The 25,684-nt window shown below is 64.1% G+C and carries 24 protein-coding genes and 1 pseudogene; 11 read left to right on the plus strand and 14 right to left on the minus strand.

The annotated features are described in order from the left end of the window. The first annotated feature begins 110 nt into the window (after positions 1-110). A complete protein-coding gene (locus ACLV8F_RS02815; protein ID WP_411882725.1) occupies positions 111-932 on the plus strand; it encodes an IclR family transcriptional regulator in 822 nt (273 codons plus the stop codon). A 125-nt stretch (positions 933-1,057) separates the two neighbouring features. Here the strand turns inward: ACLV8F_RS02815 and ACLV8F_RS02820 are convergent, their stop codons facing one another. After that, on the minus strand, positions 1,058-1,951 hold the full coding sequence (locus tag ACLV8F_RS02820) for a LysR family transcriptional regulator (RefSeq protein WP_411882726.1): 894 nt from the start codon (positions 1,949-1,951) through the stop codon (positions 1,058-1,060). Positions 1,952-2,049: 98 nt separating this feature from the next. Here ACLV8F_RS02820 and ACLV8F_RS02825 point away from each other — a divergent pair, with 98 nt between their 5' ends. From ACLV8F_RS02825 to ACLV8F_RS02835, 3 genes are read left to right on the plus strand one after another with little or no spacing between them, the layout of a single operon-like run. Then, positions 2,050-3,078 carry a DUF1338 domain-containing protein gene (locus tag ACLV8F_RS02825; protein ID WP_411882727.1) on the plus strand — a complete coding sequence of 343 codons (1,029 nt, stop codon included), beginning with the start codon at positions 2,050-2,052 and terminating at the stop codon, positions 3,076-3,078. Beyond that, the gene (locus ACLV8F_RS02830; RefSeq protein WP_411882728.1) at positions 3,075-4,292 is read left to right on the plus strand and encodes a PLP-dependent aminotransferase family protein; all 1,218 of its coding nucleotides are present in this window, start codon (positions 3,075-3,077) and stop codon (positions 4,290-4,292) included. The genes ACLV8F_RS02825 and ACLV8F_RS02830 overlap by 4 nt, the downstream gene beginning before the upstream one ends. A gap of 35 nt (positions 4,293-4,327) precedes the next feature. Further along, the gene (locus ACLV8F_RS02835) at positions 4,328-5,839 is read left to right on the plus strand and encodes an aldehyde dehydrogenase family protein (protein WP_411882729.1); all 1,512 of its coding nucleotides are present in this window, start codon (positions 4,328-4,330) and stop codon (positions 5,837-5,839) included. A gap of 253 nt (positions 5,840-6,092) precedes the next feature. Here ACLV8F_RS02835 and ACLV8F_RS02840 read toward each other — a convergent pair whose 3' ends face one another. The 10 genes and pseudogenes from ACLV8F_RS02840 to ACLV8F_RS02885 form a co-directional block, all read right to left on the minus strand. Next, positions 6,093-6,890, minus strand: coding sequence for an enoyl-CoA hydratase (locus ACLV8F_RS02840; protein ID WP_411882730.1), 798 nt, complete (start codon positions 6,888-6,890; stop codon positions 6,093-6,095). Positions 6,891-6,918: 28 nt separating this feature from the next. Next, the gene (locus tag ACLV8F_RS02845; protein ID WP_411882731.1) at positions 6,919-7,743 is read right to left on the minus strand and encodes an acyl-CoA thioesterase; all 825 of its coding nucleotides are present in this window, start codon (positions 7,741-7,743) and stop codon (positions 6,919-6,921) included. Between the two features lie 10 nt (positions 7,744-7,753). After that, positions 7,754-8,632 carry an alpha/beta fold hydrolase gene (locus tag ACLV8F_RS02850; RefSeq protein ID WP_411882732.1) on the minus strand — a complete coding sequence of 293 codons (879 nt, stop codon included), beginning with the start codon at positions 8,630-8,632 and terminating at the stop codon, positions 7,754-7,756. A 101-nt stretch (positions 8,633-8,733) separates the two neighbouring features. Then, positions 8,734-9,933 carry an acetyl-CoA C-acyltransferase gene (locus ACLV8F_RS02855; protein ID WP_411882733.1) on the minus strand — a complete coding sequence of 400 codons (1,200 nt, stop codon included), beginning with the start codon at positions 9,931-9,933 and terminating at the stop codon, positions 8,734-8,736. Further along, positions 9,930-10,438 (minus strand): annotated as a pseudogene (locus tag ACLV8F_RS02860) (endonuclease domain-containing protein). The gene ACLV8F_RS02855 and the pseudogene ACLV8F_RS02860 overlap by 4 nt, the downstream one beginning before the upstream one ends. A gap of 8 nt (positions 10,439-10,446) precedes the next feature. Then, a complete protein-coding gene (locus ACLV8F_RS02865) occupies positions 10,447-10,950 on the minus strand; it encodes a DUF4442 domain-containing protein (RefSeq protein WP_411882734.1) in 504 nt (167 codons plus the stop codon). Then, positions 10,950-13,364 (minus strand): 3-hydroxyacyl-CoA dehydrogenase/enoyl-CoA hydratase family protein, encoded by a 2,415-nt coding sequence (locus ACLV8F_RS02870; RefSeq protein ID WP_411882735.1) that lies wholly within the window; start codon positions 13,362-13,364, stop codon positions 10,950-10,952. The genes ACLV8F_RS02865 and ACLV8F_RS02870 overlap by 1 nt, the downstream gene beginning before the upstream one ends. 43 nt (positions 13,365-13,407) lie before the next feature. Continuing rightward, positions 13,408-13,842, minus strand: a complete 435-nt coding sequence (locus ACLV8F_RS02875; RefSeq protein WP_411882736.1) for a DUF2147 domain-containing protein — start codon at positions 13,840-13,842, stop codon at positions 13,408-13,410. Between the two features lie 37 nt (positions 13,843-13,879). After that, a complete protein-coding gene (locus ACLV8F_RS02880) occupies positions 13,880-15,691 on the minus strand; it encodes an acyl-CoA dehydrogenase C-terminal domain-containing protein (protein ID WP_411882737.1) in 1,812 nt (603 codons plus the stop codon). 20 nt (positions 15,692-15,711) lie between these two features. Then, positions 15,712-16,452, minus strand: coding sequence for a TetR/AcrR family transcriptional regulator (locus tag ACLV8F_RS02885; protein ID WP_411882738.1), 741 nt, complete (start codon positions 16,450-16,452; stop codon positions 15,712-15,714). 236 nt (positions 16,453-16,688) lie between these two features. Here ACLV8F_RS02885 and ACLV8F_RS02890 point away from each other — a divergent pair, with 236 nt between their 5' ends. Together ACLV8F_RS02890 and ACLV8F_RS02895 are read left to right on the plus strand one after the other, a co-directional pair. Next, positions 16,689-17,153 (plus strand): mobile mystery protein A, encoded by a 465-nt coding sequence (locus ACLV8F_RS02890; protein WP_411882739.1) that lies wholly within the window; start codon positions 16,689-16,691, stop codon positions 17,151-17,153. Beyond that, positions 17,147-17,743, plus strand: a complete 597-nt coding sequence (locus ACLV8F_RS02895; protein ID WP_411882740.1) for a mobile mystery protein B — start codon at positions 17,147-17,149, stop codon at positions 17,741-17,743. Before ACLV8F_RS02890 ends, ACLV8F_RS02895 begins: the two co-directional genes overlap by 7 nt. A 50-nt stretch (positions 17,744-17,793) precedes the next feature. Here the strand turns inward: ACLV8F_RS02895 and ACLV8F_RS02900 are convergent, their stop codons facing one another. From ACLV8F_RS02900 to ACLV8F_RS02910, 3 genes are read right to left on the minus strand one after another with little or no spacing between them, the layout of a single operon-like run. Next, complete coding sequence (locus tag ACLV8F_RS02900; protein ID WP_411882741.1) at positions 17,794-18,648, minus strand: fumarylacetoacetate hydrolase family protein; 855 nt, start codon at positions 18,646-18,648, stop codon at positions 17,794-17,796. Between the two features lie 31 nt (positions 18,649-18,679). Beyond that, positions 18,680-19,426: an SDR family NAD(P)-dependent oxidoreductase gene (locus ACLV8F_RS02905; protein ID WP_411882742.1), complete on the minus strand. Its 747-nt coding sequence runs from the start codon at positions 19,424-19,426 to the stop codon at positions 18,680-18,682. After that, a complete protein-coding gene (locus ACLV8F_RS02910; protein ID WP_411882743.1) occupies positions 19,423-20,157 on the minus strand; it encodes an SDR family oxidoreductase in 735 nt (244 codons plus the stop codon). Before ACLV8F_RS02910 ends, ACLV8F_RS02905 begins: the two co-directional genes overlap by 4 nt. Before the next feature lie 123 nt (positions 20,158-20,280). Here ACLV8F_RS02910 and ACLV8F_RS02915 point away from each other — a divergent pair, with 123 nt between their 5' ends. From ACLV8F_RS02915 to ACLV8F_RS02935, 5 genes are all read left to right on the plus strand, one after another. Next, positions 20,281-21,030, plus strand: coding sequence for a FadR/GntR family transcriptional regulator (locus ACLV8F_RS02915; protein WP_411882744.1), 750 nt, complete (start codon positions 20,281-20,283; stop codon positions 21,028-21,030). A gap of 89 nt (positions 21,031-21,119) precedes the next feature. Beyond that, entirely contained in the window at positions 21,120-22,085 is a 966-nt protein-coding gene (locus ACLV8F_RS02920) for a tripartite tricarboxylate transporter substrate binding protein (RefSeq protein WP_411882745.1), read from the plus strand. A 357-nt stretch (positions 22,086-22,442) separates the two neighbouring features. Next, complete coding sequence (locus ACLV8F_RS02925) at positions 22,443-23,447, plus strand: sialic acid TRAP transporter substrate-binding protein SiaP (RefSeq protein WP_411882746.1); 1,005 nt, start codon at positions 22,443-22,445, stop codon at positions 23,445-23,447. Positions 23,448-23,605: 158 nt separating this feature from the next. Further along, positions 23,606-24,160: a TRAP transporter small permease gene (locus ACLV8F_RS02930; RefSeq protein WP_411882747.1), complete on the plus strand. Its 555-nt coding sequence runs from the start codon at positions 23,606-23,608 to the stop codon at positions 24,158-24,160. A 22-nt stretch (positions 24,161-24,182) separates the two neighbouring features. Next, on the plus strand, positions 24,183-25,577 hold the full coding sequence (locus ACLV8F_RS02935; RefSeq protein ID WP_411882748.1) for a TRAP transporter large permease: 1,395 nt from the start codon (positions 24,183-24,185) through the stop codon (positions 25,575-25,577). The last annotated feature ends 107 nt before the right edge of the window (positions 25,578-25,684 follow it).

The following is a 25,684-nucleotide window of genomic DNA, read 5'->3' on the forward strand; positions in this document are numbered from 1 at the left end:
AAAAAATCGTCAATAGGTTATTCCGTATAGAGATATCTTTATTTGATTTATTCCGTTGAATGGAATTTATATACACTTCATGGCATACCGATTCCGCCAAAGGAGACGCCGTGAAAGATGAAGACAATAGCTCGAGCAGCGTGCAGCGCGCCTTTTCCATCATCCGGGCGCTGGCTGCCACCCAGGCCAAAGGCGGGCGCATCACCGACCTCGCCCGGGCCACGGGCCTGACGCAGGCCACCACCCACCGCATCCTGCAAAGCCTGGTGGCCGAGCGGGTGGTGGAGCAGGAAGCGGCCTCCAGGCTGTACCGGCTGAGCATCGATTTTTTCGCGCTGGCCGCCCAGGCCGGCAACACCATGGACCTGCGCGGACTGTGCCGGCCGTCCATGCTGCGCCTGTGCGCCAGCCTGGGCGACACCATCTTTTTGCTGGTGCGCAGCGGTTTTGACGCGGTCTGCCTGGACCGCAGCGAAGGGCCCTTCCCGATACGCTCCTTCACCGGCGACATTGGCGGGCGCGTGGCGCTGGGCATGGGCCAGGGCAGCCTGGCCATCCTGGCTTTCCTGCCCGAGACCGAGCGCGAGGAAGTCATCCGCTACAACCTGCCGCGCGTGCGCGAGTTCGGTGTCTATGACGAGGTCTACCTGCGCACCGAGATCGCGCGCGTGCGCGAGCTCGGCTACGCGGGGCGCAACACCAACCTGCTGGACGGCATGGCCGGTGTCGGCGTGCCGGTGCTGGACCGCGAAGGCCGCGCCGTCGCCGCGCTCAGCGTCGGCACGATTTCCTCACGCCTGAGCCCGGACCGCCTGCCCACGGTGGTGGAGCTGCTCAAGCGCGAAGCCGCGGCCATAGGCGCGCAGATCAACCCGTTTGACAGCACGCTGCGCAGGCCCGCGCAAAGCCTGGCGGCGGCGGACAAAACTTGAATTTATCCGCAGATTTCGCAGATGAACGCAGATTGAAAACAAGGCATCTGTGACCATGGCTACCCCCCTCACCACAAAGGCATAGAGCGCAACAACGCCACGAGGATCTTTGAGCGGCTCGCGGTTCAGGGCGCGGCCGCCTGCTCACGCAGCCACTCACGCAACTGCACCAGCGGCCGCCAACTGGTTTTCTGCGAGGGCCAGACCAGGTAGTAGGCGAAGTCCGAACTCAGCGAGAGCTCAAAGGGCACGGCCAGCGTGCCGTCGGCGATGTCGTCGGCCACCAGGAAGCGCGGCAGCACGGCCAGCCCCAGGCCGGCCTTGACGGCCTGCGCGATCATCGAAAACAGCTCGTACTTGGGGCCGGTGCCGGCGCTCTGGGTGTCGGCGATGCCGGCCAGCTGGAACCAGTCGCGCCAGGCGTTCGGCCGCGTGCTCTGGTGGATCAGGGTGAACTTCATCACGTCGGCCGGCTTGCGCAGCTGGCGCTTTTTGATGAGGGCCGGGCTGCACACCACCACGCTGTCCTCGCCCATCAGGTATTCCGATTCCGTGCCCGGCCAGTCGGGCCGGCCGTAGTGGATGGCCGCGTCCAGCCCCGTCAATGAAAAATCAAAAGGCTGCAGGCGCGTCGCCAGGTTCAGCGTGACGTGCGGGTGCGCTTTCAAAAAAGACGGCATGCGCGGGATCAACCACTTGGTGGCAAACGTCGGCACCACGCCCAACTCCAGCGTGCCGCCCTCGCCTTTGGACGAGACCAGGTCCAGCATCGCGGCCTCCAGCGCATCCAGCGCCGGGCTGACGCGCGCGAGCAGCGAGCGGCCGGCGTCGGTCAATTCGAGCTGGCGCGGCAGGCGGCGGAACAGGCTCACATCCAGCTCCTGCTCCAGCCCCAGCACCTGATGGCTGACGGCGCTCTGGCTCACCGACAGGTCTTGCGCGGCCAGCGTGAAACTGCCGCGGTGGGCGGCCGCTTCAAAAGCCAGCAGGGCCTGGGTGGAGGGGATTTTTCGGCGCATCGCATGAATATATCTCATGCATCCATCGAAATTGATCCTTTGTGCGCATGGTTGAAACTGCCGAAAATCCGGCTTTCCCCGCCAACAACAAGCCTGAAATGACCCACCTCCAGAAGCTGCTCGCCGCCTGCCTTCCACCCGAAGCCGTCCAAACCATCCATGAACAGATGTACGTCCACCCTGCCCTGCAGCAAGCCGCCTCGGGCACCGTCAGCCGCGCGGAACTGGCCCAGGCGCTCAACATGGCGCTGTTCCACGGCCTGGTGCAGCGTGTGCCTGCCGGGCAGGACTACATCGCGAGCGACGTGGTGGGCCAGCAGCGCAAGGTGGTGTTCGACCACGGCGCGCTGCGCACCGTGCGCTGGCCCAGCGGCGCCCTGCCGGCCGGCGAGGCGGCCTTCACGCGCGTGCTGCGCCCGCTGGGGTTTGAACTGCAGGGCACCTACCCGCTGCCGCGGCTGAAGATGACGGGCCGGGCCTACAGCCACCGCGATTTCCCCGAAGAGATCGCGCAGTTCTTTGTCTCCGAGCTGCACCCCGAGCAGTTCTCCGCGCCCTTCCAGTCGGCCGTCACGCGCGTGCTGTCGACCTCGCGCGACCCGCTGGGCCCGCAGGACGTCGCCGACCTGGAGCAGCTCACGCGCGATGGCGTGCTGCCCCTGGCGCAGGCGCTGCGCCTGCTGCCGCAGCTGTTGCAGTGTTTTGACCGCCAGCACGGCGTGTTCGCGATGGACGACTACGAGCTGCTACTGGCCGAATCGGCCGAGATGGCCTGGATTTCCACCGAAGGCAATGCCTTCAACCACGCGACCGACCGCGTGGACGACGTCGATGCGGTGGCCGAGCGCCAGCGCGCGCTGGGCCGGCCCATCAAGGACAAGGTCGAAGTCTCGGCCAGCGGCCGCGTGCGCCAGACTGCGTTTCGCGCAGCCGACGTGCAGCGCGACTTCATCACCGCGCAAGGCCGCGTCTGGCGCGAAGTGCCGGGCTCGTTTTACGAATTCATCACACGCGACGAACTGCAAACCAACAACGCGGCCAACGATCCCGTGCAGCCGCGCCTGGACCTGGCCTTCGACGCCGGCAACGCCACCGGCATTTTCGGCATGACGGCCGCCCGCGCATGACGCCCGCGCGCGGGCCGCTGCGCCCGCTGTATGCGCAGGCCAGCGGCTCGCCGATACGCGCCATGCTGGCGCTGGCCGGCCGCGAAGGCATGGTGTCCCTCGCCGGCGGCCACCCCGACCCGGCACTGCTGCCGGCCGAATGGCTGCGCGAGTCGCTGCTGGAAGTGGCCGGCCAGCTGCAAGGCCGCAGCCTGCAGTACGGCGCCACCGAGGGCCTGCCCGCGCTGCGTGAAGCCAGCGCGGCGCTGCTGCACCAGCGCGGCCTGGCGGCGCAGGCGGAGGATGTGCTGATCACCACGGGCTCGCAGCAGGCCATTGATTTGCTCGCGCGCGTGCTGGTCGAGCCCGGCGAAGGTGTGGCGGTGGAATCCTTCAACTATCCGGCGGCGCTGCAGGCTTTTCGCTTCGCGGGCGCGCGCCTGGTCGAAGTACCGACCGAAGCGCAAGGCATGGACGTGGAAAAACTGGAACCCATCTTGCAAGCTGAAGGCCCGCGTGTGCTTTACGTCGTGCCAAACTTCGCCAACCCCACCGGCGCCGTGATGCCGCTGGCGCGCCGCCTGCGCCTGCTGGAACTGGCCGCGCACTACGGCGTCACGCTGATCGAGGACGACCCCTATGGCGAACTCTGGTTTGGCGAAGCACCGCCGCCACCACTCGCGCAGCTGAACCAGCAGGCCGGCTCGCCCGCGCAGGTCGCCTACATGATCAGCTATTCCAAGGTGGTTGCCCCGGCGCTGCGCCTGGGCGTGCTGCTTGCGCCGGCCGGCATCGCGCGCGGCGTGGTGCTGGCCAAGCAGGCGGCGGACGTGCACAGCGGCTCGCTGGAGCAGCTGACGCTGGCCGCCATGCTGACCTCCGGCCGGCTCCATTCGCATCTGGATTCGCTGCGTCCGGCCTATGCCGCCAAGGGCGCGGTGCTGGCCGAGGCGCTGCGCATGCACTGCGGCGACCTGCTCGAATTCGATGAGCCGCTGGGCGGCATGTTCATCTGGGCGAAGCTCAGCAACGCCCTGCCCCTGCTGCCGACGCAGGCCTGGGTGGACTTCGGCCTCGAACACCAGGTGCTGGTGGTGCCGGGCGCCGCCTTCAGCATCAGCGGCGCCGCACAGCCCTGGCTGCGCCTGAGTTTTGCCAATCCCGCAGCGGAGGCGCTGCGGCAAGGCGCAGAACGCCTGGGCCGCGGCCTGCGCAAGCTCGCCACCACAGCCTGATTTCTTCCAGAGACACACCACGAAAGGACTTCATCATGAGTCACGCGAACGACGCTTCATCCCTCTTCAAGGCCTTGGGCCTCAGCGCCGAGCTGGACAGCAAGGCGAGCACGGCCATCGACGTGTTCACGCCGATTGACGGCAGCCGCCTGGCCCGCGTGGCCGTGCACAGCGCCGCAGACGTTGACGGTGCCCTCAACGCCGCGCACCAGCGCTTTCTTGAATGGCGCAACGTGCCCGCGCCCAAGCGCGGCGAACTGGTGCGCGCCTTCGGCGAAACCGTGCGCCGCCACAAGGCCGAACTGGGCCAGCTGATCTCGCTGGAGACCGGCAAAATTTTGCAGGAAGGCTTGGGTGAAGTGCAGGAGGTCATCGACATCTGCGAATTCGCGGTCGGCCTGTCGCGCCAGTTGTACGGCCTGACGATTGCGAGCGAACGCCCCGACCACAAGCTGCTGGAAACCTGGCACCCGGTGGGCGTGGTCGGCATCATCTCGGCTTTCAACTTCCCGATGGCGGTGTTCGCCTGGAACGCCGCGCTGGCGCTGGTCTGCGGCAACACGCTGGCCTGGAAGCCTTCCGAGAAAACACCGCTGTCGGCCATCGCACTCAACGGCCTGCTGCTGCAGACCGCCAAAGAGCTGGGCCTGGCGACGCAAGGCCTGAGCGAGTTGCTGGTCGGCGAACGCGCCACCGGCGAAGCGCTGGTGAAGCACCCGCAGGTCAAGCTGGTCAGTGCCACCGGCTCGACCGCCATGGGCAGGAACGTGGCCATCGCCTGCGCCGGCCTGTTCAAGCGCTCGCTGCTGGAACTGGGCGGCAACAACGCGGCCATCGTCTGCCCCTCGGCCAACCTGGAACTCGTGGTGCGCGGCGCGGCTTTCGCGGCGGCCGGCACCGCCGGCCAGCGCTGCACCAGCCTGCGCCGCCTGGTCGTGCACCGCTCCATCTACCCGGAGCTGGTGAAGCGCCTGGTCGCTGTCTTCGCGCGCCTGCCCATCGGCAACCCGCTGAAAGACGGCACGCTGGTCGGCCCGCTGATCGACGGCCGCGCGTTTGAGGCCATGCAGGCCGCGCTGGGCGAAGCGAAGAAGCTGGGCGCCACCGTGCACTTCGGCGACAAGCAAACGGGCGAAGGCTCGGCCCACTATGTGCGCCCCGCCATCGTGGAATTGAAGGAGCAAGCCGGCCCCATGCTGCACGAGACCTTCGCGCCCATCCTCTACGTTGTGCCTTACGACAACTTTGACGACGCCATCGCCATGAACAACGCCGTGGCGCACGGCTTGTCTTCAGCCGTCTTCACGCAGGACCTGCGCGAGGCCGAGATCTTCACCTCGGCGCGCGGCTCCGACTGCGGCATCGCCAACGTCAACATCGGCACCAGCGGCGCGGAAATCGGCGGTGCGTTCGGCGGCGAGAAAGAAACCGGCGGCGGGCGCGAGTCGGGGTCGGATGCGTGGAAGGCGTATATGCGCCGCGCGACCAACACCGTCAACTACGGATCGAGCCTGCCGCTGGCGCAGGGGATACGGTTCGAGATTTAAGCGGGCCGGTGCGCCGGTGCAGATTGGTGTTACTCCTTCCCCCGCTGGGGGAAGGTAGGGATGGGGGCTCGCGGCGCGCGATTCATCGCGGCCCCACTTCAGGCCGAAGCCCCCATCCCAGCCTTCCCCCAGAGGGGGAAGGAGCAAGAGGCTCAACGTCCTTCGGACTCAGACTTCAGACTGCGCTGAAATCTGGCCGGCGCTTTTAGCGAAACCGCCGGCCCGCTGCGCGGTCGTCCTTCGGACGCAGACTTCAGACTGCGCTGAAGTCTGGCCGGCGCTTTTCCATAAACGCCGTAAAAGCTTCCCGCGCGGCGGGCTCGCCCAGCATGCGTCCAAAACTCGTGGCCTCTTCGGACATGCGCTCGGCCACGAGGGTGGCGTTGCCTTTTTTCATGAGGCGCTTGGTTTCCATCAGCGCGCTGAGTGGTTTGGTCACGAGTTTTTGCGCCTGGCGTTGTGCCAGCGCATTGGCCTCGCTGGGCGGCACGATGCGGTTGATCATGCCGATTTCCAATGCGGTCTCGGCCATGAAGGGCTCGCCCAGCAGCAGCGCCTCGGCTGCGCGCGGGTAGCCCATCAGCTGCGGCACCAGGAAGCTGGACGCCGCCTCGGGGCACAGGCCCAGGTTGACGAAGGGCATGGAGAACGCGGCGTTGTCGCCCGCGTAAACCAGGTCGCAGTGCAGCAGCAGCGTGGTGCCTATGCCGACGGCCGGGCCGCACACCGAGGCGACCAGCGGTTTGGGAAAGCTGCTGATGCCGCGCAGGAAACGGAACACCGGTGCGTCGGGCGTGGCGGGTGGTTTGTCCAGGAAATCGGCAATGTCGTTCCCGGCCGAAAAAATCGTTTCATGGCCCTGGATCACCACGGCACGCACGGCCGCGTCGTGGTTGGCTGACTCCAGCGCATCGGCCAGGGCGCCGTACATGGCGGAGGTGATGGAGTTCTTCTTGTCCAGGCGATTGAGCGTGATGGTCATCACGCCGGCGTCGACATGGCTCAGGATTTCAGGGATGCTGCCGGTGGAAATGGGGGTGGGAGTGTTCATGGTGTTTTCCGTTGAGACGCCAAGTGTCTCATTCCTTGTAATAGACGAGCTGCGTGCTCGTGGCCAGCAGCACGCCGGCTTCGCTCCACAGCTGCGCGGCCTGGTCGAAGAATCCGTTGCGAAAGGCCTGGGCCTTCGCCTGGCCCAGCAAAAACCCCTTGCCGCATTCCGCGAGCTGCCGGCTGTCGGCATGGAAGTAGGTCGTGATGGAGACCGTGCCGGCCGGCACGCGCGTGGCGCGGCGCAGCCAGACGCGCGGGTAGAACACGTCGGCCAGGGCCGCCAGCGCCGGGAAATCCAGCGGGCGCGGCGGATCGTCCCGCACCCACAGCTGCGTGAGGCTGTCCACACCGCTGCCGTCCCACACCTGCGGGATGATGCCGCGCACCGCGCGCATGTCGTAGCGGTTGGTCCACTCGGATGTGGCAAAGCGCAGACGGCCCGAGGCATCGTCCAGGGTCACCGCGGGCATGGGCGTGTCGTTCTGGCTCCAGGTCTCGCGGCGCGCAGCGGTGACGGCGGTGGCCGTCATCACGGCGCCGCCGGCATCGCCGTCCTGCGACAGCTCCACCGTCCAGTGCTGGGTCGAACGATTGGTGCGCGCGGGCCTGGCCGTCACGGTGAATGCGCCCTCGGCCATGGCGGCGGCGTAGTTCACCGTCAGCGCCACCGGCTCGCCCAGCAGGGCCGGGTGCAGCAGGATGGCGCGCAGCGCGGTGGCCGCCGTGGTGCCGCCAAAGGGCCCCACCATGTTCCAGTAGCCGGGGCTGCTGTGGCCCAGCCAGGTATCGGGCCTGTCGCTGCCAGCAGCTTCAAGCCGCAGCGCTTCGTCAAAGGGATGCAGGGTCGCCATAGGTGCGGGTTCAGGCCGTCGTCTTCGCGACGCCGGCCATGCCTTCGATGATTTTCTGGACGTGCGGCCAGAGGGTGTGGTTGAACTGCTCGCGGAAGAAACCGAAATGGCCTATGCGCTTGACCTGGAGGTCGGCCGGGGCGATGCGCTCAAAGGTGCGCGGCGCGTTGGCATACAGGTTGATGAGGTTTTGCGTGCCGCGCCAGGTCATCAGCTCGTCGTCGGTGATGGACAGCGCCGTGACCGGGAAGCTGACCTTGCCGTAACTCAGGCGCGCGCTTTCGCCCTCGGCGTCCACGCTGTACTGCGGGTTCAAACACCATTTGCGCCACTGCATCATCACGCCGGCCGGCAGGTCGCCGACCTTGCGCAGCGTGCGCCCGGGGAAATAGCCGAAGAGCCGCGTGGCCGGCGGCACCAGCACGTACCAGAAATACAAAATCATGCGCCGAAGCTGCGGCGCGTTGTCACGCCAGTAGCCGCTGCCCGCCGCGATGCTGACGAGGCCGGCGACCTTGTCCTGGTTCTTGAGGAAACCCGGCAGCTGCGCACCCAGGCTGTGGCCCAGCAAATACAGCGGCGCATCCGGCAAAGCCGCCTTGGCGGCATCGACCACGGCTTCATAGTCGCTGGCCCAGTCGAGCAGGTCGGCCTTGAAGCCGCGCAAGCTGCCCTTGGCCGTAGCCGGCAAGGAATCGCCCGAGCCGCGGTAATCAAAGGTGGTGACGCGAAAACCCTGGCTGGACAGCCACTGCGCGAACGGTGCATAGAAGTGCTGCCGCACGCCCATCGCGCCGCCTATGACCACGCTGGTGTGGGCGGCCTGCGTGACGTCGTAAACCCGCAGTGAGAGCTGCGATGTGCCCGTGTCGAGATTCTGGATCTGCATGATGGTCTCCTGTTGATACCCTTGCCGGTCTTTGCCGGCTCCCATCACTGACAACTGCTCGCCATGCTTTTGATGGCAGCCGAAGAAAATCCGTTGAAACCTTAGACGCGCTCAAAGATACCTGCCGCGCCTTGTCCCATGCCGACGCACATGGTCACCATGCCGTACTTCAGCTGATGGCGATGCAGCGCATGAATCACGGTAGCCGCCCGGATCGCACCGGTAGCCCCCAGCGGATGGCCCAGCGCGATCGCGCCGCCCATGCGGTTGACCTTGGCCGGGTCCAGCTTGAGCGTGTTGATGACGGCCAGCGACTGCGCGGCAAAGGCCTCGTTCAACTCGATCCAGTCCATGTCTTCCTGCTTGAGGCCGGCGTAACGCAAGGCCGCGGGAATCGCCTCGATGGGGCCAATGCCCATGATTTCGGGCGGCACGCCCTTGGCGGCGTAACTCACAAAACGCGCCAGCGGCTTGAGGCCGAACTGCTTGACCGCTTTTTCACTGGCCAGCACCAGCGCGCCGGCGCCGTCGGAAGTCTGCGAGCTGTTGCCGGCGGTGACCGAGCCGCGCGCGGCGAACACCGTCTTGAGCTTGGCCAGGCCTTCGAGCGAGGTGTCGGGGCGCGGGCCTTCGTCCAGGCTCACGGTGCGGGTCTTGCTGATCACTTCGCCGGTTTCCAGGTTGGCCGTGCGGTCGGTCACCTCGACCGGCGTGATTTCCATGCTGAACTCGCCGGCCTGCTGGGCCTTGATGGCCTTGAGGTGCGACTCGAGCGCGAACTGGTCCTGCGCCTCGCGCGAGACCTTCCACTGCTGGGCCACCTTCTCGGCCGTCAGGCCCATGCCGTAGGCGATGCCGACGTTCTCGTCGTTGAGGAACATATTGGGCGACAGCGAAGGCGAGTTGCCCGACATGGGCACCATGCTCATGCTCTCGGTGCCGGCGGCGAGCATCACGTCGGCCTCGCCCACGCGGATGCGGTCGGCCGCCATCTGGATGGCCGACAGGCCGGATGCGCAGAAACGGTTGACGGTGATGCCGCCCACGCTGGTCGGCAGGCCTGCCAGCACAGCGCCTATGCGCGCCACGTTCAGGCCTTGCGGGCCTTCGGGAATCGCGCAGCCGCAGATGATGTCCTCAATCGCCTTGGGATCCAGCGAAGGCACTTGCGCCAGCACGGCCTGCAGCGCCTTGACCAGCAGGTCGTCGGGCCGCGTGTTGCGGAAATAGCCCCTGTGCGAGCGCCCGATGGGCGTGCGCGTGGCGGCGACGATGTAGGCTTCCTGGACTTGTTTGCTCATGATGTTCCTTTGCTGTTTTCTTGCTCCCTCTCCCGCTTGCGGGAGAGGGCGGGGGTGAGGGTGAGGGTCTCGGCTGTTTGCAATATCTTTTCAAGTACAGCCTCTGTCTTGCTCAAGACGTCGTTGTTCCAAAAACGTAAAGTTTGAAAACCCAAGGCGGCCATGTCGCTGCCACGTTTCTCGTCATGGCTGCCAGCGGCTTCCTCTGCATGCTGGCCGCCATCCAATTCAATACCAAACCTATCTCAATACATGCGAAATCGGCGAAGTAAGGGCCTATCGGATGCTGGCGCCGAAACTTCAAGTCCTTGAGTTGCCGGCTTCTCAGCTTGGCCCACAAAAGGGCCTCCGCATCGGTCTGCCCCTGGCGCAGGGAACGGGAACGCACCCTCACCCCTGCCCTCTCCCGCTCGCGGGAGAGGGAGCCAGACACAGAGGCTTCCCGCTCTTGCTCCCTCTCCCGCGGGCGGGAGAGGGTTGGGGTGAGGGTGTCCACCGTCTTCATGCGCAGGCTTACTTTCGCGGGCCGGAGGGAATCCAGGCCCAGACAAATTCGCACTCCACCGGGTTCACGCCAGCTTCATCGGTCACGGTGACCGGCACGGTGACTTCACCCTTGTCGCTGGCCAGCATGGCCGCGCGCTGCTCGTCGCTCAGCGTGGCCACGGCGCGCAGGGCGCCGGTGGCGCGCTTCTTGAACGCCATCTTCAATTCCTTGGCCAGCGGGATGCAGTCGTCGCGCACATTCATGCCCACCACCATGCCGGTGGCGGTTTCCGCCAGCAGGTTCATGGCCGAGGCGTGCACGCCGCCTATGTGGTTCTGCACTTTCTTCTCGTTTTTGATGCCGATCTCGACCCGGCCCGCGCCCATCTCGAGGAAGTCCAGGCCGGCGGTTCCGGTAAAGGGCACGGCGCGGCGCAGCACCACGTTGCGGAACCAGGGGCGCGCAAAGGCCGGCACTTCGGTGAGCCGTTCCAGCTGCCGCTCCAGGCGGTTGGGTTTGTGGTCAGACATCAGTTACGGACGGGTTTGCCCGTGCTCATCATTCCCATGATTCGTTCCTGGGTCTTGGGGTGTTCGAGCAAGGAGCAGAAAGCCTTGCGCTCCAAGGTCATCAAATACTCTTCCGTCACCAGCGTGCCCGCATCCACGTCACCACCGCAGACCACACCGGCGATCAGGCCGGCGATGTGGAAGTCGTGGGCGCTGATGAAGCCGCCGTCGCGCATGTTGACCAGCTGGCCCTTGATGGTGGCCCAGCCGTTGCGGCCGACCACCGGGAACTGGCGCTTGTGCGGCGCGCGGTAGCCCGAGTTGAACAGCGCGCGCGCCTCGTTGAGCGCGACGAACAGCAGCTCGTCCTTGTTCGGCACGATCACGTCGCTGTCGAGCAGGTAGCCGATCTTGCGGCTTTCAATCGCACTGGTGCCGACCTTGGCCATCGCTGCGGCGGTGAAACCTTCGGTCAGGAAGGGCAGGATGTCCTTGTTGGTCGAGGTGCTCGCGTTCTCCGCGGCGCGGCGCGCGATGTAGGTCAGGCCGCCGGCGCCGGGCACCAGGCCCACGCCGACTTCGACCAGGCCGATGTAGCTTTCCATCGCGGCCACGCGTTTGGCCGAATACACCGCCATTTCGCAGCCGCCGCCCAGCGCAATACCGCGAATCGCCGACACCACGGGTACGGCCGCATAACGCAGCTTGAGCATCACGTTCTGCAGTTCGGCCTCGGCCCCCTCGATCGCCTTGGCGCCGCCCATCATGAAGGCGGGCAGCATGGCCTGCAGGTCGGCGCCGGCCGAGAACATCTCGTCGTTGGACCAGATGACCATGCCCTTGTAGCTTTTCTCGGCCAGGTCCACGCCCATGGCCAGGCCTTCGGCCACGTCGGGGCTGATGGCGTGCATCTTGGTCTTGATGCTGGCGATCAGCACGTCATCGTTCGCGCCGCCCAGCGTCCAGAGGCGGATCGCGTCGTCTTCATGCAGCGTGGTGCCGGCCGTCTCAAAGGCGGGCGCTTTCGAGCCCAGCACGTCTTCGGGGAAGAACTGGCGCTCGTACACCGGCAACTTGCGGCGCGGGATGAATTTTTTGGCGGAGGCGCTCCACGATCCCTGCTCGGTATGCACGCCGCCGGCATCGGCCACCGGGCCCTTGAACACCCATTCGGGCAGCGGCGCCTTGGACAGCGCCTTGCCGGCATCAATGTCTTCCTGGATCCAGGTGGCGACCTGTTTCCAGCCGGCTTGTTGCCACAGCTCGAACGGGCCTTGCTTGGAACCAAAGCCCCAACGCATCGCGAAGTCGATGTCGCGCGCGGTTTCGGCAATGCTTTCGAGGTGCACGGCGGCGTAGTGGAACTGGTCGCGCAGGATGGCCCAGAGGAAACGCGCTTCGGCGCCCTCGGCTTCGCGCAGCAGCTTCAGGCGCTCGCCCGCGGGCTTCTTGAGCATGCGGCCCACGACCTCATCGGCCTTGGCGCCGGCCGGCACGTATTCCATGCTTTCCGGGTCCAGGCGCAGGATGTCGCGGCCCTGTTTTTTGTAGAAGCCGGCGCCGGTCTTCTGGCCCAGGCTTTTCGATTCCAGCAACCTGGCCAGCACGGGCGGCGTGCCGTAAATGTCGGAGAACGGGTCTTCCACCTTGCCGGGGCCGAGGTTGTCCTGCAGCGTCTTGATGACGTGGGCCATGGTGTCCAGGCCCACCACGTCGGCGGTGCGGAAGGTGCCCGAACTTGCGCGGCCCAGCTTCTTGCCGGTCAGGTCGTCGACCACGTCGTAGGTGAGCTTGAAGGCCTCGGCCTCCTTGATGGTGGCCAGCATGCTGGCGATGCCGACGCGGTTGGCGATGAAGTTGGGTGTGTCGTGGGCGCGTATCACGCCCTTGCCGAGCGCGCTGGTGACAAAGGCTTCCAGGTCGTCCAGCACCTTGGGTTCGGTGGTCGGCGTGTTGATCAGCTCGACCAGCGTCATGTAGCGCGGCGGGTTGAAGAAGTGGATGCCGCAAAACCGCGGCTTGATGGATTCGGGCAGCGCCTCGCTGAGCTTGGTGATGGACAGGCCCGAGGTATTGCTCGCGACGATGGCGCCTTCGGCGATGAAGGGTGCGATCTTGTGGTACAGGTCGGTCTTCCAGTCCATGCGCTCGGCAATCGCCTCGATGATGAGGTCGCATTCCTTGAGCAGCTCCATGTTCTCTTCATAGTTGGCCTGCTGGATCAGCGCCGCGTCCTCGGGCACGCCCAAGGGTGCCGGCTTGAGCTTCTTGAGGCCCTCGACCGCCTTGATGACGATGCCGTTCTTGGGGCCTTCCTTGGCCGGCAGGTCGAACAGGATCACCGGCACCTTGACGTTGGCCAGGTGGGCGGCGATCTGCGCGCCCATGACGCCGGCGCCCAGCACGGCGACTTTTTTGACTTGGAATCGTGACATGGTTTTCTTTCTCTGAATCTGAATTGCGTGAGAGCCGCCGCGTTTACTGCAAGCGCTGCCAGACCTGGGTGCGGCCGAAAGGCCCGAAGGAGCCGCGCACTTCCATCTTCTTGCCGCCTTCAATGGGCGTCATCTTGAGGTTGTAGCTTTTGCCGTTCTCGGGGTCCAGAATCTTGCCGTCAACCCACACCTCGGCATCGGGTGATTTCTTCGCGCCGCGAATGACTTCCAGGCCGAGCTTGGGCTTGTCCTTGCGGTCGTCGGTGCACTCGGTGCACAGGTCCTCGGGCTTGACGCCGGGCAGCAGGCGTTTTTCGATTTTTCCGCTCAACACCCCCGCGTTGTCGGTGACACGCACCTCGGCCTTGGGCTCGCCGGTCTTGTCGTCAAAGCTGCGCCACAAGCCCACGGGTGTGGACTGCGCCAGTGCGCAGAAGGATGTTGCGCCCAGAATCGCTGCGAGAAATTCGTGTTTCATGCTTGTCCCCTTTGAGTGTGTTGCTCGTTGAAAAACTTCAGGCCAGTGCGTCGTCGGTTTCCATCAGCGATTTGCTGCCGGCGCGCGCCGTGCGCATCAGCGTGGCGGTTTCCGGAAACAGCTTGGCGAAGTAAAAACGCGCGGTCTGCAGCTTGCCCGTGTAGAACTTGTCGGTCGGCTTGCCTTGTGATTCCGCGGCGGCGATTTCACGCAGCGCGGTCTGCGCCATCAGCGCCCAGAAGTAGCCGAACACCAGGTGGCCGGCCACGCGCAGGTAGTCGACGGCAGCCGCGCCCACTTCGTCGGGGTTCTGGAAGCCCTTGAAGCCCAGTTCGGTGGTGAACTTGGTCATCTGGTCGGCCAGGTAAGCCAGCGGGTTGATGAACTCGGCCATCTTCTCGTTGACGCCCTCTTCGGCGATCAGCGCGCCAATGACCTTGCCGAATTTCTTCAGTGTGGCGCCGTTGTTGCCCAGCACCTTGCGGCCCAGCAGGTCCAGCGACTGGATGGTGTTGGTGCCTTCGTAAATCATGTTGATGCGGTTGTCGCGCACGAACTGCTCCATGCCCCATTCCTTGATGAAGCCGTGGCCGCCGAAGACCTGCATGCAGGCGTTGGTGGAAATATGGCCGTTGTCGGTCAGGAAGGCCTTGACGATGGGCGTGAGCAGGGCCACGATTTCGCCGGAGTCCTTGCGCACCTTCTCGTCGGGGTGGTGCAGTTCCTTGTCGAGCAGCAGCGTGCAGTAGATCGCCAGCGCCCGGCCGCCTTCGGCATAGGCCTTGGCCGTCAGCAGCATCTTGCGCACGTCGGGGTGCACGATGATGGGGTCGGCCGGCTTGTCCTTGGCCTTGACGCCCGAGAGCGAGCGCATCTGGATGCGGTCCTTGGCGTAGGCCAGCGCGTTCTGGTAGGCCACTTCGGTCAGGCCCAGCGACTGGTTGCCCACGCCCAGGCGCGCGGCGTTCATCATCACGAACATCGCGGCCAGGCCCTTATTGGGCGCGCCCACCATGGTGCCGACGGCATCGTCGAGCACCATCTGCGCGGTGGCGTTGCCGTGGATGCCCATCTTGTGCTCCAGGCCGCCGCAGTAAATGCCGTTGCGCGAACCGATGGCGCCGTCCTTGCCGACGTTGAACTTGGGCACGGCGAACAGGCTGATGCCCTTGCTGCCCTGGGGCGCGTCCGGCAGGCGGGCCAGCACCAGGTGCACGATGTTGGCGGCCATGTCGTGCTCGCCGGCGCTGATGAAGATCTTGTTGCCGGTCAGGCGGTAGGTGCCGTCGGGCTGCGGCTCGGCCTTGGTGCGCAAGAGGCCCAGGTCGGTGCCGCAATGCGGCTCGGTCAGGCACATGGTGCCGGTCCATTCGCCGCTGGTGAGCTTGGGCAGGTAGAGTTTTTTCTGCTCGTCGGTGCCGTGGGCGTGCAGGGCTTCATAAGCGCCGTGCGACAGGCCCGGGTACATGGTCCAGGCCTGGTTGGCCGAATTCAGCATCTCGTACAGGCACTGGTTCAGCACAAAGGGCAGGCCCTGGCCGCCGTATTCCGGGTCGCAGCTGAGCGCGGCCCAGCCGCCTTCGACGTACTGCGCGTAGGCTTCCTTGAAGCCCTTGGGCGGCGTGACTTCGTGCGTGGTCTTGTCGAGCTTGCAGCCCTCTTCGTCGCCGCTGATGTTCAGCGGGAAGGTCACCTCGGCGGCGAACTTTCCGGCTTCCTCGAGCACCGCGTTGATGGTGTCAACGTCGACGTCCGCATGCTTGGGGATGGCCTTGAATTCGTCGGTGACCTTGAGCACTTCGTGCATGACGAATTGCATGTCGCGCAGGGGCGGGCTGTACTGTGGCATGGTGGGTGGGTCCTTTAGCGTTAAACCGGTTTGGAAGGGGAGGCTTTGCCCGAAGCTTTTTTGGGCGAAGCGGAAGAAGGAGTGGAGGAAGCGGCCGTTGCGGCGCCATCGCCGTAACGCGCCAGGATGTTGGCAAAACCCGTGTTGGCGCGGTCCATGGAACCGGGCGTCTTGAGGAAGCGGGCTTCGTAATGCAGCGCCAGGATCAGGCCGTGGATTTCAAAGGCCATCTGGTGCTCGTCGGCATCGGGGCGCAGGTGGCCGGCCTCCTTGGCCTGCACCACGGCGCGGTACATGGCGGCCAGCCAGGTGCGCACAGAACCCGCGAGCGCGTCGCGCACCGGGCCCGGCCTGTCGTCGAACTCAACGGCGCCGCTGATGTAAAGGCAGCCCGAATCGATCTCCAGCGAGGTGCGTTTCATCCAGTTGTGGAACAGCGCCGCCAGGCGCGGCAGGCCGCGCGGCTGCTGCAGGGCCGGGAAGAAGACCTCTTCCTCAAAGCGCACGTGGTATTCGCGGATCACCGAGATCTGCAGTTCCTCGCGCGAGCCGAAATGGGCGAACACGCCCGACTTGCTCATGCGCATGACCTCGGCCAGCGCGCCTATGCTCAGGCCTTCCAGCCCGATCTGCGTGGCCAGGCCCAGGGCCGCATCCACAATGGCCGCCTTGGTCTGCTGGCCTTTTTGCTGGCTTTTGGCCACAGCGCTGCCCACAACGGGGGCGCGGGAGGCTTTGGCGGGAAGTTCTGTGACGGGCATGGGTGCTACAAAATAAAACGAACGGTCGTTCTATTTTGCAACACTTTGATGACATTGCAAAGACCAGGGGAGTTTCTAGGGCATCTGGCCTAGGACGAGCACGGGTTAACCCTGCGAATCGCACAATTCTACGGTTCACGGGTATGCGGCCTCCCCTTATTTCGATACCTTTAGGTTCTCTTTTTATATATATTTATATACCTATAGGTATATTTTTATTGATAAAATACAAACCTATGAGTACCTCAAATTTTGACGCCTTAAGGCTGCTTCAGGTGGAGACAGCCCTTTCCAGGTGGCGTGAAGCAGATCTGCCATCAAGGCCTCCGCATGGCTGGGCGGCGACCATCCGCACCGCACTTGGCATGAGTGCAACGGCCCTGGCGCGCCGCCTGAAGATGACTGCGTCGGGGCTTCGAAAGCTGGAGAAAGCCGAGGCCGATAAAACCATCACCCTGGCGAGCCTGCAAAAAATGGCCGACGCCCTCAATTGCGAGCTTCGCTATGCGCTGGTGCCCCGGCAACCCTTGGAACAGATGCTATTGGACCGCGCACGAGAAGTTATTTCAGAGGAAATGAAACCCGTTGAGCACACCATGGCGCTCGAAGACCAGACCGTGCAAGGCGCAAACCGGCAACGGCAAATTGATGCCCTGGCCAAAATGCTGCTGGCGCAAAAATCCAGGCGTGCCCTATGGTGATCAAGCTGGACTACGCGCCCGGCCAGACGCCGATTGATCCAGACGAAATGGGCGGGTTGATTCCCAGGCACATCACGACTCAAGCCGAGCTCAATGAATACGAACAAGCCAACATCCTCGCTGGCCAGCGCTGGGCCTTCGGCCCACGCCAGCGTGGCAAAGAGTTGCTGAATGAAGGCTTTGTACGCACGCTGCATAAGCGCATGTTCGACAAGACCTGGCGTTGGGCGGGAACGTTCCGGTCAACCGACAAGAGCATCGGCATAGCCTGGGAACAGGTCAGCGTGAAGCTGCGCCAGTTGCTGGACAACACAGGTTATCAAGTCGCGGAGAAAGCTTTTGAAGCCGATGAAATCGCTGTGCGCTTTCATCACAGCCTGGTGCTGATCCATCCATTCCCGAACGGCAACGGACGTCACGCCCGCATGATGGCCGACGTTCTGGTCAAAAGTCTGGGCGCCGAGCGCTTTTCGTGGGGTGCGAATGCGGACCTCGGGCCTGATGGAGACACCCGCCGTCAATACATAGACGCGCTAAGAGCCGCCGATGCAGGCCAATTTGAAGGACTCTTCAAATTTGCCCGCAGCTAAAACGGGCCGCGCCTCCAGCATTCCAAAGGCCGGCCTTAAAGCTTTACTTCTTACTTTACGAGTTTGAACGGCACCACAGTCTGGTGCTGCTCACCCAAACCTTCAATCCCCAGCGACATGGTGTCGCCCTTCTTCAGGAAAACCGGTGGCTTCATGCCCAGGCCGACGCCGGGCGGGGTGCCGGTGGTGATCACGTCGCCGGGTTCCAGGGTCATGAACTGGCTCACGTAGCTGATGATTTTGGCGACGCTGAAGATCATGGTCTTGGTGCTGCCGTTCTGCACGCGCTTGCCGTTGACTTCCAGCCACATCGACAGCTTTTGCGGGTTCGGCACTTCGTCGCGCGTGACCAGCCAGGGGCCGAGCGGGCCGAAGGTGTCGCAGCCTTTGCCCTTGTCCCAGGTGCCGCCGCGCTCGATCTGGAATTCGCGTTCGCTGACGTCGTTGATGGTGCAGTAGCCAGCCACGTGGTCCAGCGCGGATTTTTGCGAAACGTAGCGGGCCTGCTTGCCGATGACCACGCCGAGCTCGACTTCCCAGTCGGTCTTGACCGAGTTCTTGGGCAGCATGATGGGATCGTTGGGGCCCTGGATGCAGCTGGTGGCTTTCATGAAGACGACGGGCTCGGCCGGGATGGGCAAGCCGGATTCGGCGGCGTGGTCGGCGTAGTTGAGGCCGATGGCAATGAACTTGCGGGTGCCGGTGACCGGGCTGCCGTAGCGCGGTGAGCCCTTGACCAGCGGCAGCTTGTCGGTCTTGAGTTTGCTCAATTTGGCGAGCGCGGCGTCGCCGAGCTGGTCGGGGCCGATGTCCTTGATGACGCTGCTCAAGTCGCGCAGCTTGCCGTTGGCATCGATGAGGCCGGGCTTTTCCTTGCCGGGGTTGCCATAACGAACGAGTTTCATGGTTTTTCCTTTGGATGAATCAGGTTAAAAGTTAATACGTTGAACGGCCGCCGGAAAGGTCAAACACGGCGCCTGTCGAAAAAGAACAATCTTCGGTGCACAGCCAGCCGACCAGGGCAGCCACCTCATCGGGCGTGCCGAAGCGGCCCATGGGGATTTTCGAGAGCATGAACTGGATGAACTCCGGTGTCATCTGCTCAAAAATCGGCGTCTTCACCGCAGCCGGCGTGACGCAGTTGACGCGCACGCCAGTATCGGCGAGTTCCTTGCCCAATGATTTGGTCAGCGCGATCACCGCAGCCTTGCTGGCGCTGTAGGCGCTGGCGTTCGGGTTGCCATCCTTGCCGGCCACCGAGGCGATGTTGACGATGCGCCCGTAGTTGCGCGCGCGCATGTGCGGCACGACTTCGCGGCAGCAGAAGAACAGGCCGTTGAGGTTGACCTGCTGCACCTGCATCCACTGCTCGGGCGGGTAGTCCCAGAGTTTGACGTTGGGGCCGGTGATGCCGGCCGAGTTGACCAGTGCGTCGATTACCGGGTTGTGCGCGACGGTCTGTTTGACCGCCTCGACCACACTCGCATGGCTGGCGACGTCGACGGCCACGGGGTGCGCGCCGGCGCCCAGCGCGGCTTTGGCTTTAGCCAGCGCTTCGGGGTTGATGTCCCACAGCGTGACCGTGCCGCCCGAGGCGAGAAAACGTTCCGCGATCGCAAAACCCAGCCCCACGGCGCCACCGGTGATGACCGCGTGGCGACCTTGGAGGTCTAGCTGGTTCATATGGTGATGCCGCCGTCGATGTTGTAGGCCTGGCCGGTCACAAAGGCGGATTCGTCGCTGGCCAGGAAGACCACCAGCGGCGCGATTTCATGCGCCTGGGCCAGGCGGCCCAGCGGCTGGCGCGCGACAAAGGCCTTGCGCGCTTCCACCGGGTCGGCGTTGGCGTTGATGCGGTCCTGCAGCGAGGGCGTGTCGACCGTGCCGGGGCAGATCGCATTGCAGCGCACGCCGTCGGCGACAAAATCGGCCGCGACGCTTTTGGTCAGGCCTATCACCGCGGCCTTGGTCGTGCCGTAGATAAAACGGTTGGGCAGGCCCTTGATGCTGCTGCAGACGCTGGCCATGTTGATGATGCTGCCGCCTTTTTTGGCCTGCATCTTGGGCAGTACCGCCTGGATCATCCAGAACTGCGCGCGCACGTTGAGCTGGAAGGCGAATTCGAGTTCTTCATCGGTGGCCTGCAGCGCGTTGCCGCCGTGCACAAAACCCGCGCAGTTGAACAGCACGTCCAGCGCCGGCAGGCCGCCCACCAGCTGGTGGATGGCGGCCTTGTCGAGCACGTCCAGCGGCAGCGCGGTGATGTTGGCCACGCCCTTGTAGCTCTCCAGCAATTTCGTATTCACGTCGGTCGCCCACACCTGCGCGCCCTCGGCCGCGAGCGCCAGCGCGCTGGCGCGCCCTATGCCCTGGCCCGCCGCCGTGACCAGTGCTTTTTTTCCTTCAAGTCTCATCAATGCTCCTACAGGGTTTTGCCGGATGTTGGCCCGGGGCTTTCATGGGATTATTAATTGGCCTGACCACTTGTCCAATTCTGGCTAACCCTTAAGCCCTCCGCCTTCACCGCTTCCTCCTCCATGCCCCTGCAGACCGTCGAACCGCAACGCCTGTACCGCCAGATCGCCGAGCAGCTGCGCACGCTGATCTCCGCCGGCGAATGGGCCGTGGGCGCGCGCCTGCCAGCCGAGCGCGACCTGGCGCGGCAGCTGGGCGTGAGCCGGCCTTCGGTGCGCGAAGCGCTGATCGCGATGGAAGTCGAAGGCTGGGTCGAAGTGCGCACCGGCTCCGGCGTCTATGTGCTGGACCGCACCAAGCCGCCCAGCCACGACGGTCATGGAAATGGGCAGGCCGAACAGATTTCGCCCGACGAATGGGGGCCGCTGGAGTTGATACGCGCGCGCCGCGTGGTCGAAGGCGAGGTCGCCGCCATGGCCGCGACGCAGGCCAAACGCAAACACATAGACGCGATGACCAAGGCCATCACCAGCATGAAGCACGACGCCGACCACGGCGTGCTGCCGCTGGAAGGCGACCGCGCGTTCCACACCGCCATCGTCGAGTCCTGCGGCAACGTGGTGCTGATTGAAACCATACAGCGCTTCTGGGACTCGCGGCGCGGCCCGTTGTTTGAACGCCTGGGCGGCCACTTTGAAACGGTGGATTCCTGGCGCTCGGCGATCGCGGAACACCAGGCGATCCTGGACGCGGTGCGCAACCATGACGCCGACGCCGCGCGCATCGCCATGCACGAACACATGGACCAGTCGCACAAACGCTTCAGCGTGAGCTGGCGCCAGGCCAAGCAGCCGAAGGCCGCCAAAAAATAACGTTCCCCTTCCCTCAACCCTGACCCCTGACCCCTGACCCCTGACCCCTGACCCCTGACTCCTACAAGAAAAGAAAGCGAGACAAAAGCATGAACCTCCTGAACACCTCCAAGCGGCTGGCCACGGCCCTGCTGCTGCTCACCAGCCTCAGCGGCGGCGCCTGGGCGCAGGCCTACCCGAACAAGCCGATTGAAGTGATGGTGGCCTTCCAGCCCGGCGGCGGCACCGATTCGCTGGCGCGCGCCTATGCGGAAGCGGCCAAAAAATACACCACGCAGCCGCTGGTGGTCTACAACAAGCCGGGTGCCAGCGGCGCCATCGGCCTGGCCGACGTGGTCAACGCCAAACCCGACGGCTACAAGATCGCCATGCTGTTTGTCGAAGTGACCATCCTGCCGCACATGGGCATCACCAAGATCACGCAGGACGATTTCATCCCGATAGCCCGCCTCAACGCCGACCCGGCCGCCATCACGGTGCGCGCCGATTCGCCCTACAACACGATTGAAGACTTCCTTGCCGCCGCCAAAAAGACCGGCAGCGACGTGAAGGTCGGCAACGCCGGCAACGGCTCGATCTGGCACCTGGCCGCCGCTTCGCTGGAAGAAAAAACCGGCGCCAAGTTCAACCACATCCCTTACCAGGGCGCCGGCCCCGCCGTGCTGGCCCTGCTGGGCGGCCATGTGGACGCCGTGGGCGTGAGCCCAGCCGAAGTCGCCGTGCACGTGGCGGCCGGCAAGCTGAAGATCCTCGGCGTGATGGCCGACCAGCGCGTCAAGGGTTTTGAGAATGTGCCGACCTTCAAGGAACGCAAGGTCGACCTCTCCATCGGCACCTGGCGCGGCCTGGGCGTGGCCAAAGGCACTCCGCCTGAAGTGGTCGATTACATCCGCGCGATGACCAAAAAAGCCGCCGAAGAACCCGTCATGCGCGAAGTCATGGACAAGCTCAACCTGGGTTATGCCTATGCCGACGGCCCCGCCTTCAAGGCGCAGATGGTGCATGACAACGACAACTTCAAGCAACTCGTCAACAAGCTCAACCTGAAGAACTGAGCAACGAGCCTGTTCAATGTCTAAACGAGGCCGCGCAAGTACCTTCTCGGGATGGGATGCAAGGCGCGGTGCGACGCCCATAGTGCAGCTATGGGCTAGCGCCGCAACGCCGCAGACCGCCCGAGAAGGCGCTTGCCCTTCGGGTTGGGATGAAATCGGGCGATTGAGCCACCCGAGCTCTTGCATGGGCATGAGCCCATGCAGCGTGCCCGGTCGGCCCACTCATCCCGATTGCATCCCAACGCGGCCCCGTTTAGACATTGAACAGGCTCTTAGACCCCGGCTTCACGGCGTGCGCACTGGCGCGCACGCCGTTTCCCTTCCCTCATGCCAGCAACACCCTTCGAGGAGACAACCATGAACGCATTGCACAACAAACGATTCGCCGTCAAAACCCTTGCCGCCTGCGCGCTGATGGCCGGAGCGCTGGGCTTTTCCGGCCTTGCCGTCGCGCAGACCAAGCTCAAATGGGCGCACGTCTATGAGACTTCCGAGCCCTTCCACAAATGGTCGGTCTGGGCCGGCGACGAAATCAAGAAACGCACCAACGGCAAGTACGAGATCCAGGTGTTCCCGGCCTCCACGCTGGGCAAAGAGGCCGACATCAACCAGGGCCTGACGCTGGGGACGGTGGACATCATCCTCACGGGTGCCAGCTTTGCCGGCCGCACCTACCCGCCGCTGGCGATCGGCTATTTCCCCTTCATCTTCCGCGACGCCGAGCACCAGCTCAAGTTCGCCAAGAGCGACGTGTTCAAGGAACTGGCCGCCGGCTACGACCAGAAAAGCGGCAACCACATCACGGCGCTCAACTACTACGGCGCGCGCCACGTCACCTCCAGCGCGGCGCGGCCAATCTCCAAGCCGGAAGACATGAAGGGCCTGAAGATCCGCGTGCCGGATGCGCCGGCCTACATGGCATTCCCGAAATCGCTGGGCGCCAACCCGACGCCGATTGCCTTTGCCGAGGTCTACCTGGCGCTGCAAAACGGCACGGTGGACGCGCAGGAGAACCCGCTGCCCACCATTGAAGCCAAGAAGTTCTATGAAGTGCAGAAGAACATCTCGCTGACCGGCCACATCGTCGACTCGCTGCTGACCGTGGTCTCGGGCCAGCTGTGGGGCAAGCTCAGCGCCGACGAGAAAAAGATCTTCAGCGACGTGATGCTGGAAGCCGCCGAAAAAACCGGCCGCGAGATCATCGCCTCGGAAGCCAGGCTGGTGGAAGAGTTCAAGAAAAAGGGCAACAACGTGATCACGGTCGACAAGAACGCCTTCCGTGCGGCGGTGCTGAAGAACACCACGCCGGCTGATCAAGGCTACCGCCAGGCCGATTACGACCGCATCGTTAATCTCAAATAGGTAGCCGCCCGTAAAGCTACTGCGCGGACCGATCTCGCACCTGTGATGCTCGCCGTACTGGAGTACGGCTGCGCTTCTCGACGCGACCTCGGACCGCTCGCTACGCTTTCCGGGCGACTACCGGCGCCCTGCCTGCAAGACAAAAACAAGGAGACAAGATGAGCGAAAAAATCATCAGCGACGACGGTTCCTTCCACACCGAGGACGAGGCGGTGGACCTGTCTACCGTCACGGTCGAAGGCTGGGTGGCACTGGCTTTTTTCTGGGTGCTGGGCGCCACGGTGCTGTACCAGTTCATCACGCGTTATGTCTTCAACGACTCGGCCGCGTGGACCGAGGAGATTGCGCGTTATGAACTGATCGCCGTGGTCTTCATAGGCGCGGCCATAGGCGTGGCCAAGAACAACCACATCCAGGTGGATTTTTTCTACCGCCACATGTCTGCCAAGGTGGGCCGCGTGATGTCGACGGTAACGGACGTGTTGCGCATAGGTTTTTACGGCGCGGCGGTGTTCATGACCATCCAGATGATGGAAAAAATCGGCAACCAGACTCGCATGACCATTGTGGACATGCCCATGAACATCGTCTACGGCCTGTGCCTGCTGGGCTTTGCCGCCATGCTGTTTCGTTCGGTGCAGGTGGCCCTGATCCATTACCGGCGCGGCTACAGCGTGCTGGAACGCCCCGACTCCACCATGGAAGACCGCTGAACGCGGGAGATACCTCACCATCATGCTCAAAATATTCTTCCTGATTTTCATGGGCGCCGGCATACCGGTGGCCATCGCCATGGCCGGCGCCTCGCTGGTCTACATCCTGGTCACCGGCAACCTGCCGCCTTTTGTCGTCATACACCGCATGGTGTCGGGCATTGACAGCTTTCCGCTGCTGGCCGTGCCTTTCTTCATCCTGGCCGGCAACCTGATGAACAACGCCGGCATCACCACCCGCATCTACAACTTCGCGCTGGCGCTGGTGGGCTGGCTCAAGGGCGGCCTGGGCCACGTCAACGTGCTGGGCTCGGTGATCTTCGCCGGCATGAGCGGCACGGCGATTGCCGACGCCGCCGGCCTGGGCACCATCGAGATCAAGGCCATGAAAGAGCACGGCTACTCGTCCGAATTCGCGGTCGGCGTCACGGCCGCTTCGGCCACGCTGGGCCCCATCATCCCGCCCAGCCTGCCGTTTGTGATCTACGGAATGATGGCCAATGTGTCGATTGGCGCGCTGTTCCTGGCCGGTCTGCTGCCGGGCCTGTTGATGGCGGTGCTGATGATGTTGACGGTGGCTTACTTTGCCCACAAGAACAAATGGGGCGCCGACATCAAGTTCTCGGGCAGCAAGCTGGCCAAGGCCCTGATCGAGCTGGGCGTGGTGGCGGCCTGGCCGCTGGTCCTGTGGCTGCTGATCACGAAGGCGGGCGCGCCGGCGCAGGTGACGGTAATCGCCGGGCTGGTCGCGCTGTTTGTGCTCGACAAGATTTTCAAATTCGAGGCCGTGCTGCCCATCATGACGCCGGTGCTGCTGATAGGCGGCATGACGACCGGCCTGTTCACGCCCACCGAAGGCGCGATCGCGGCCTGCGTCTGGGCCATGGTGCTGGGTTTCTTCTGGTACAAGGCGCTGAAGTTCAAGATGTTCGTCAAGGTGTGCCTGGACACCGTCGAGACCACTTCCACCGTGCTCTTCATCGTGGCGGCCGCGTCCATCTTCGGCTGGATGCTGACGGCCACCGGCGTGACCACGGCAATTGCCTCGTGGGTGCTGGGCTTTACCCAAAGCCCCTGGGTGTTTTTGCTGCTGGCCAACCTGTTGATGCTGTTTGTCGGCTGCTTCCTGGAGCCCACGGCCGCCATCACCATCCTGGTGCCCATTCTGCTGCCCATCACCGCGCAGCTGGGCATAGACCCGGTGCATTTCGGCCTGGTGATGGTGCTCAACCTGATGATCGGCCTGTTGCACCCGCCCATGGGCATGGTGCTGTTTGTGCTGGCGCGCGTGGCCCACCTTTCAGTGGAGAGGACCACAATGGCCATCCTCCCTTGGCTGGTGCCGCTGCTATTGAGCCTGGGCATCATCACTTATTTCCCTGCGGCAGTACTCTGGCTGCCGAAGATGTTTTACTAAAATGAACCCACCCCCGAAGCGCCTTCGGCGCCTCCCCCTCAGGGGGCGCCACCTGCGGCCCGGCAAAGCCGGTTCCGCGATGGCACTTGATTGAAAACGCAGAGATC

This window comes from Polaromonas sp. YR568, assembly GCF_943369675.1.
Taxonomy (GTDB): Bacteria; Pseudomonadota; Gammaproteobacteria; order Burkholderiales; family Burkholderiaceae_C; genus Polaromonas.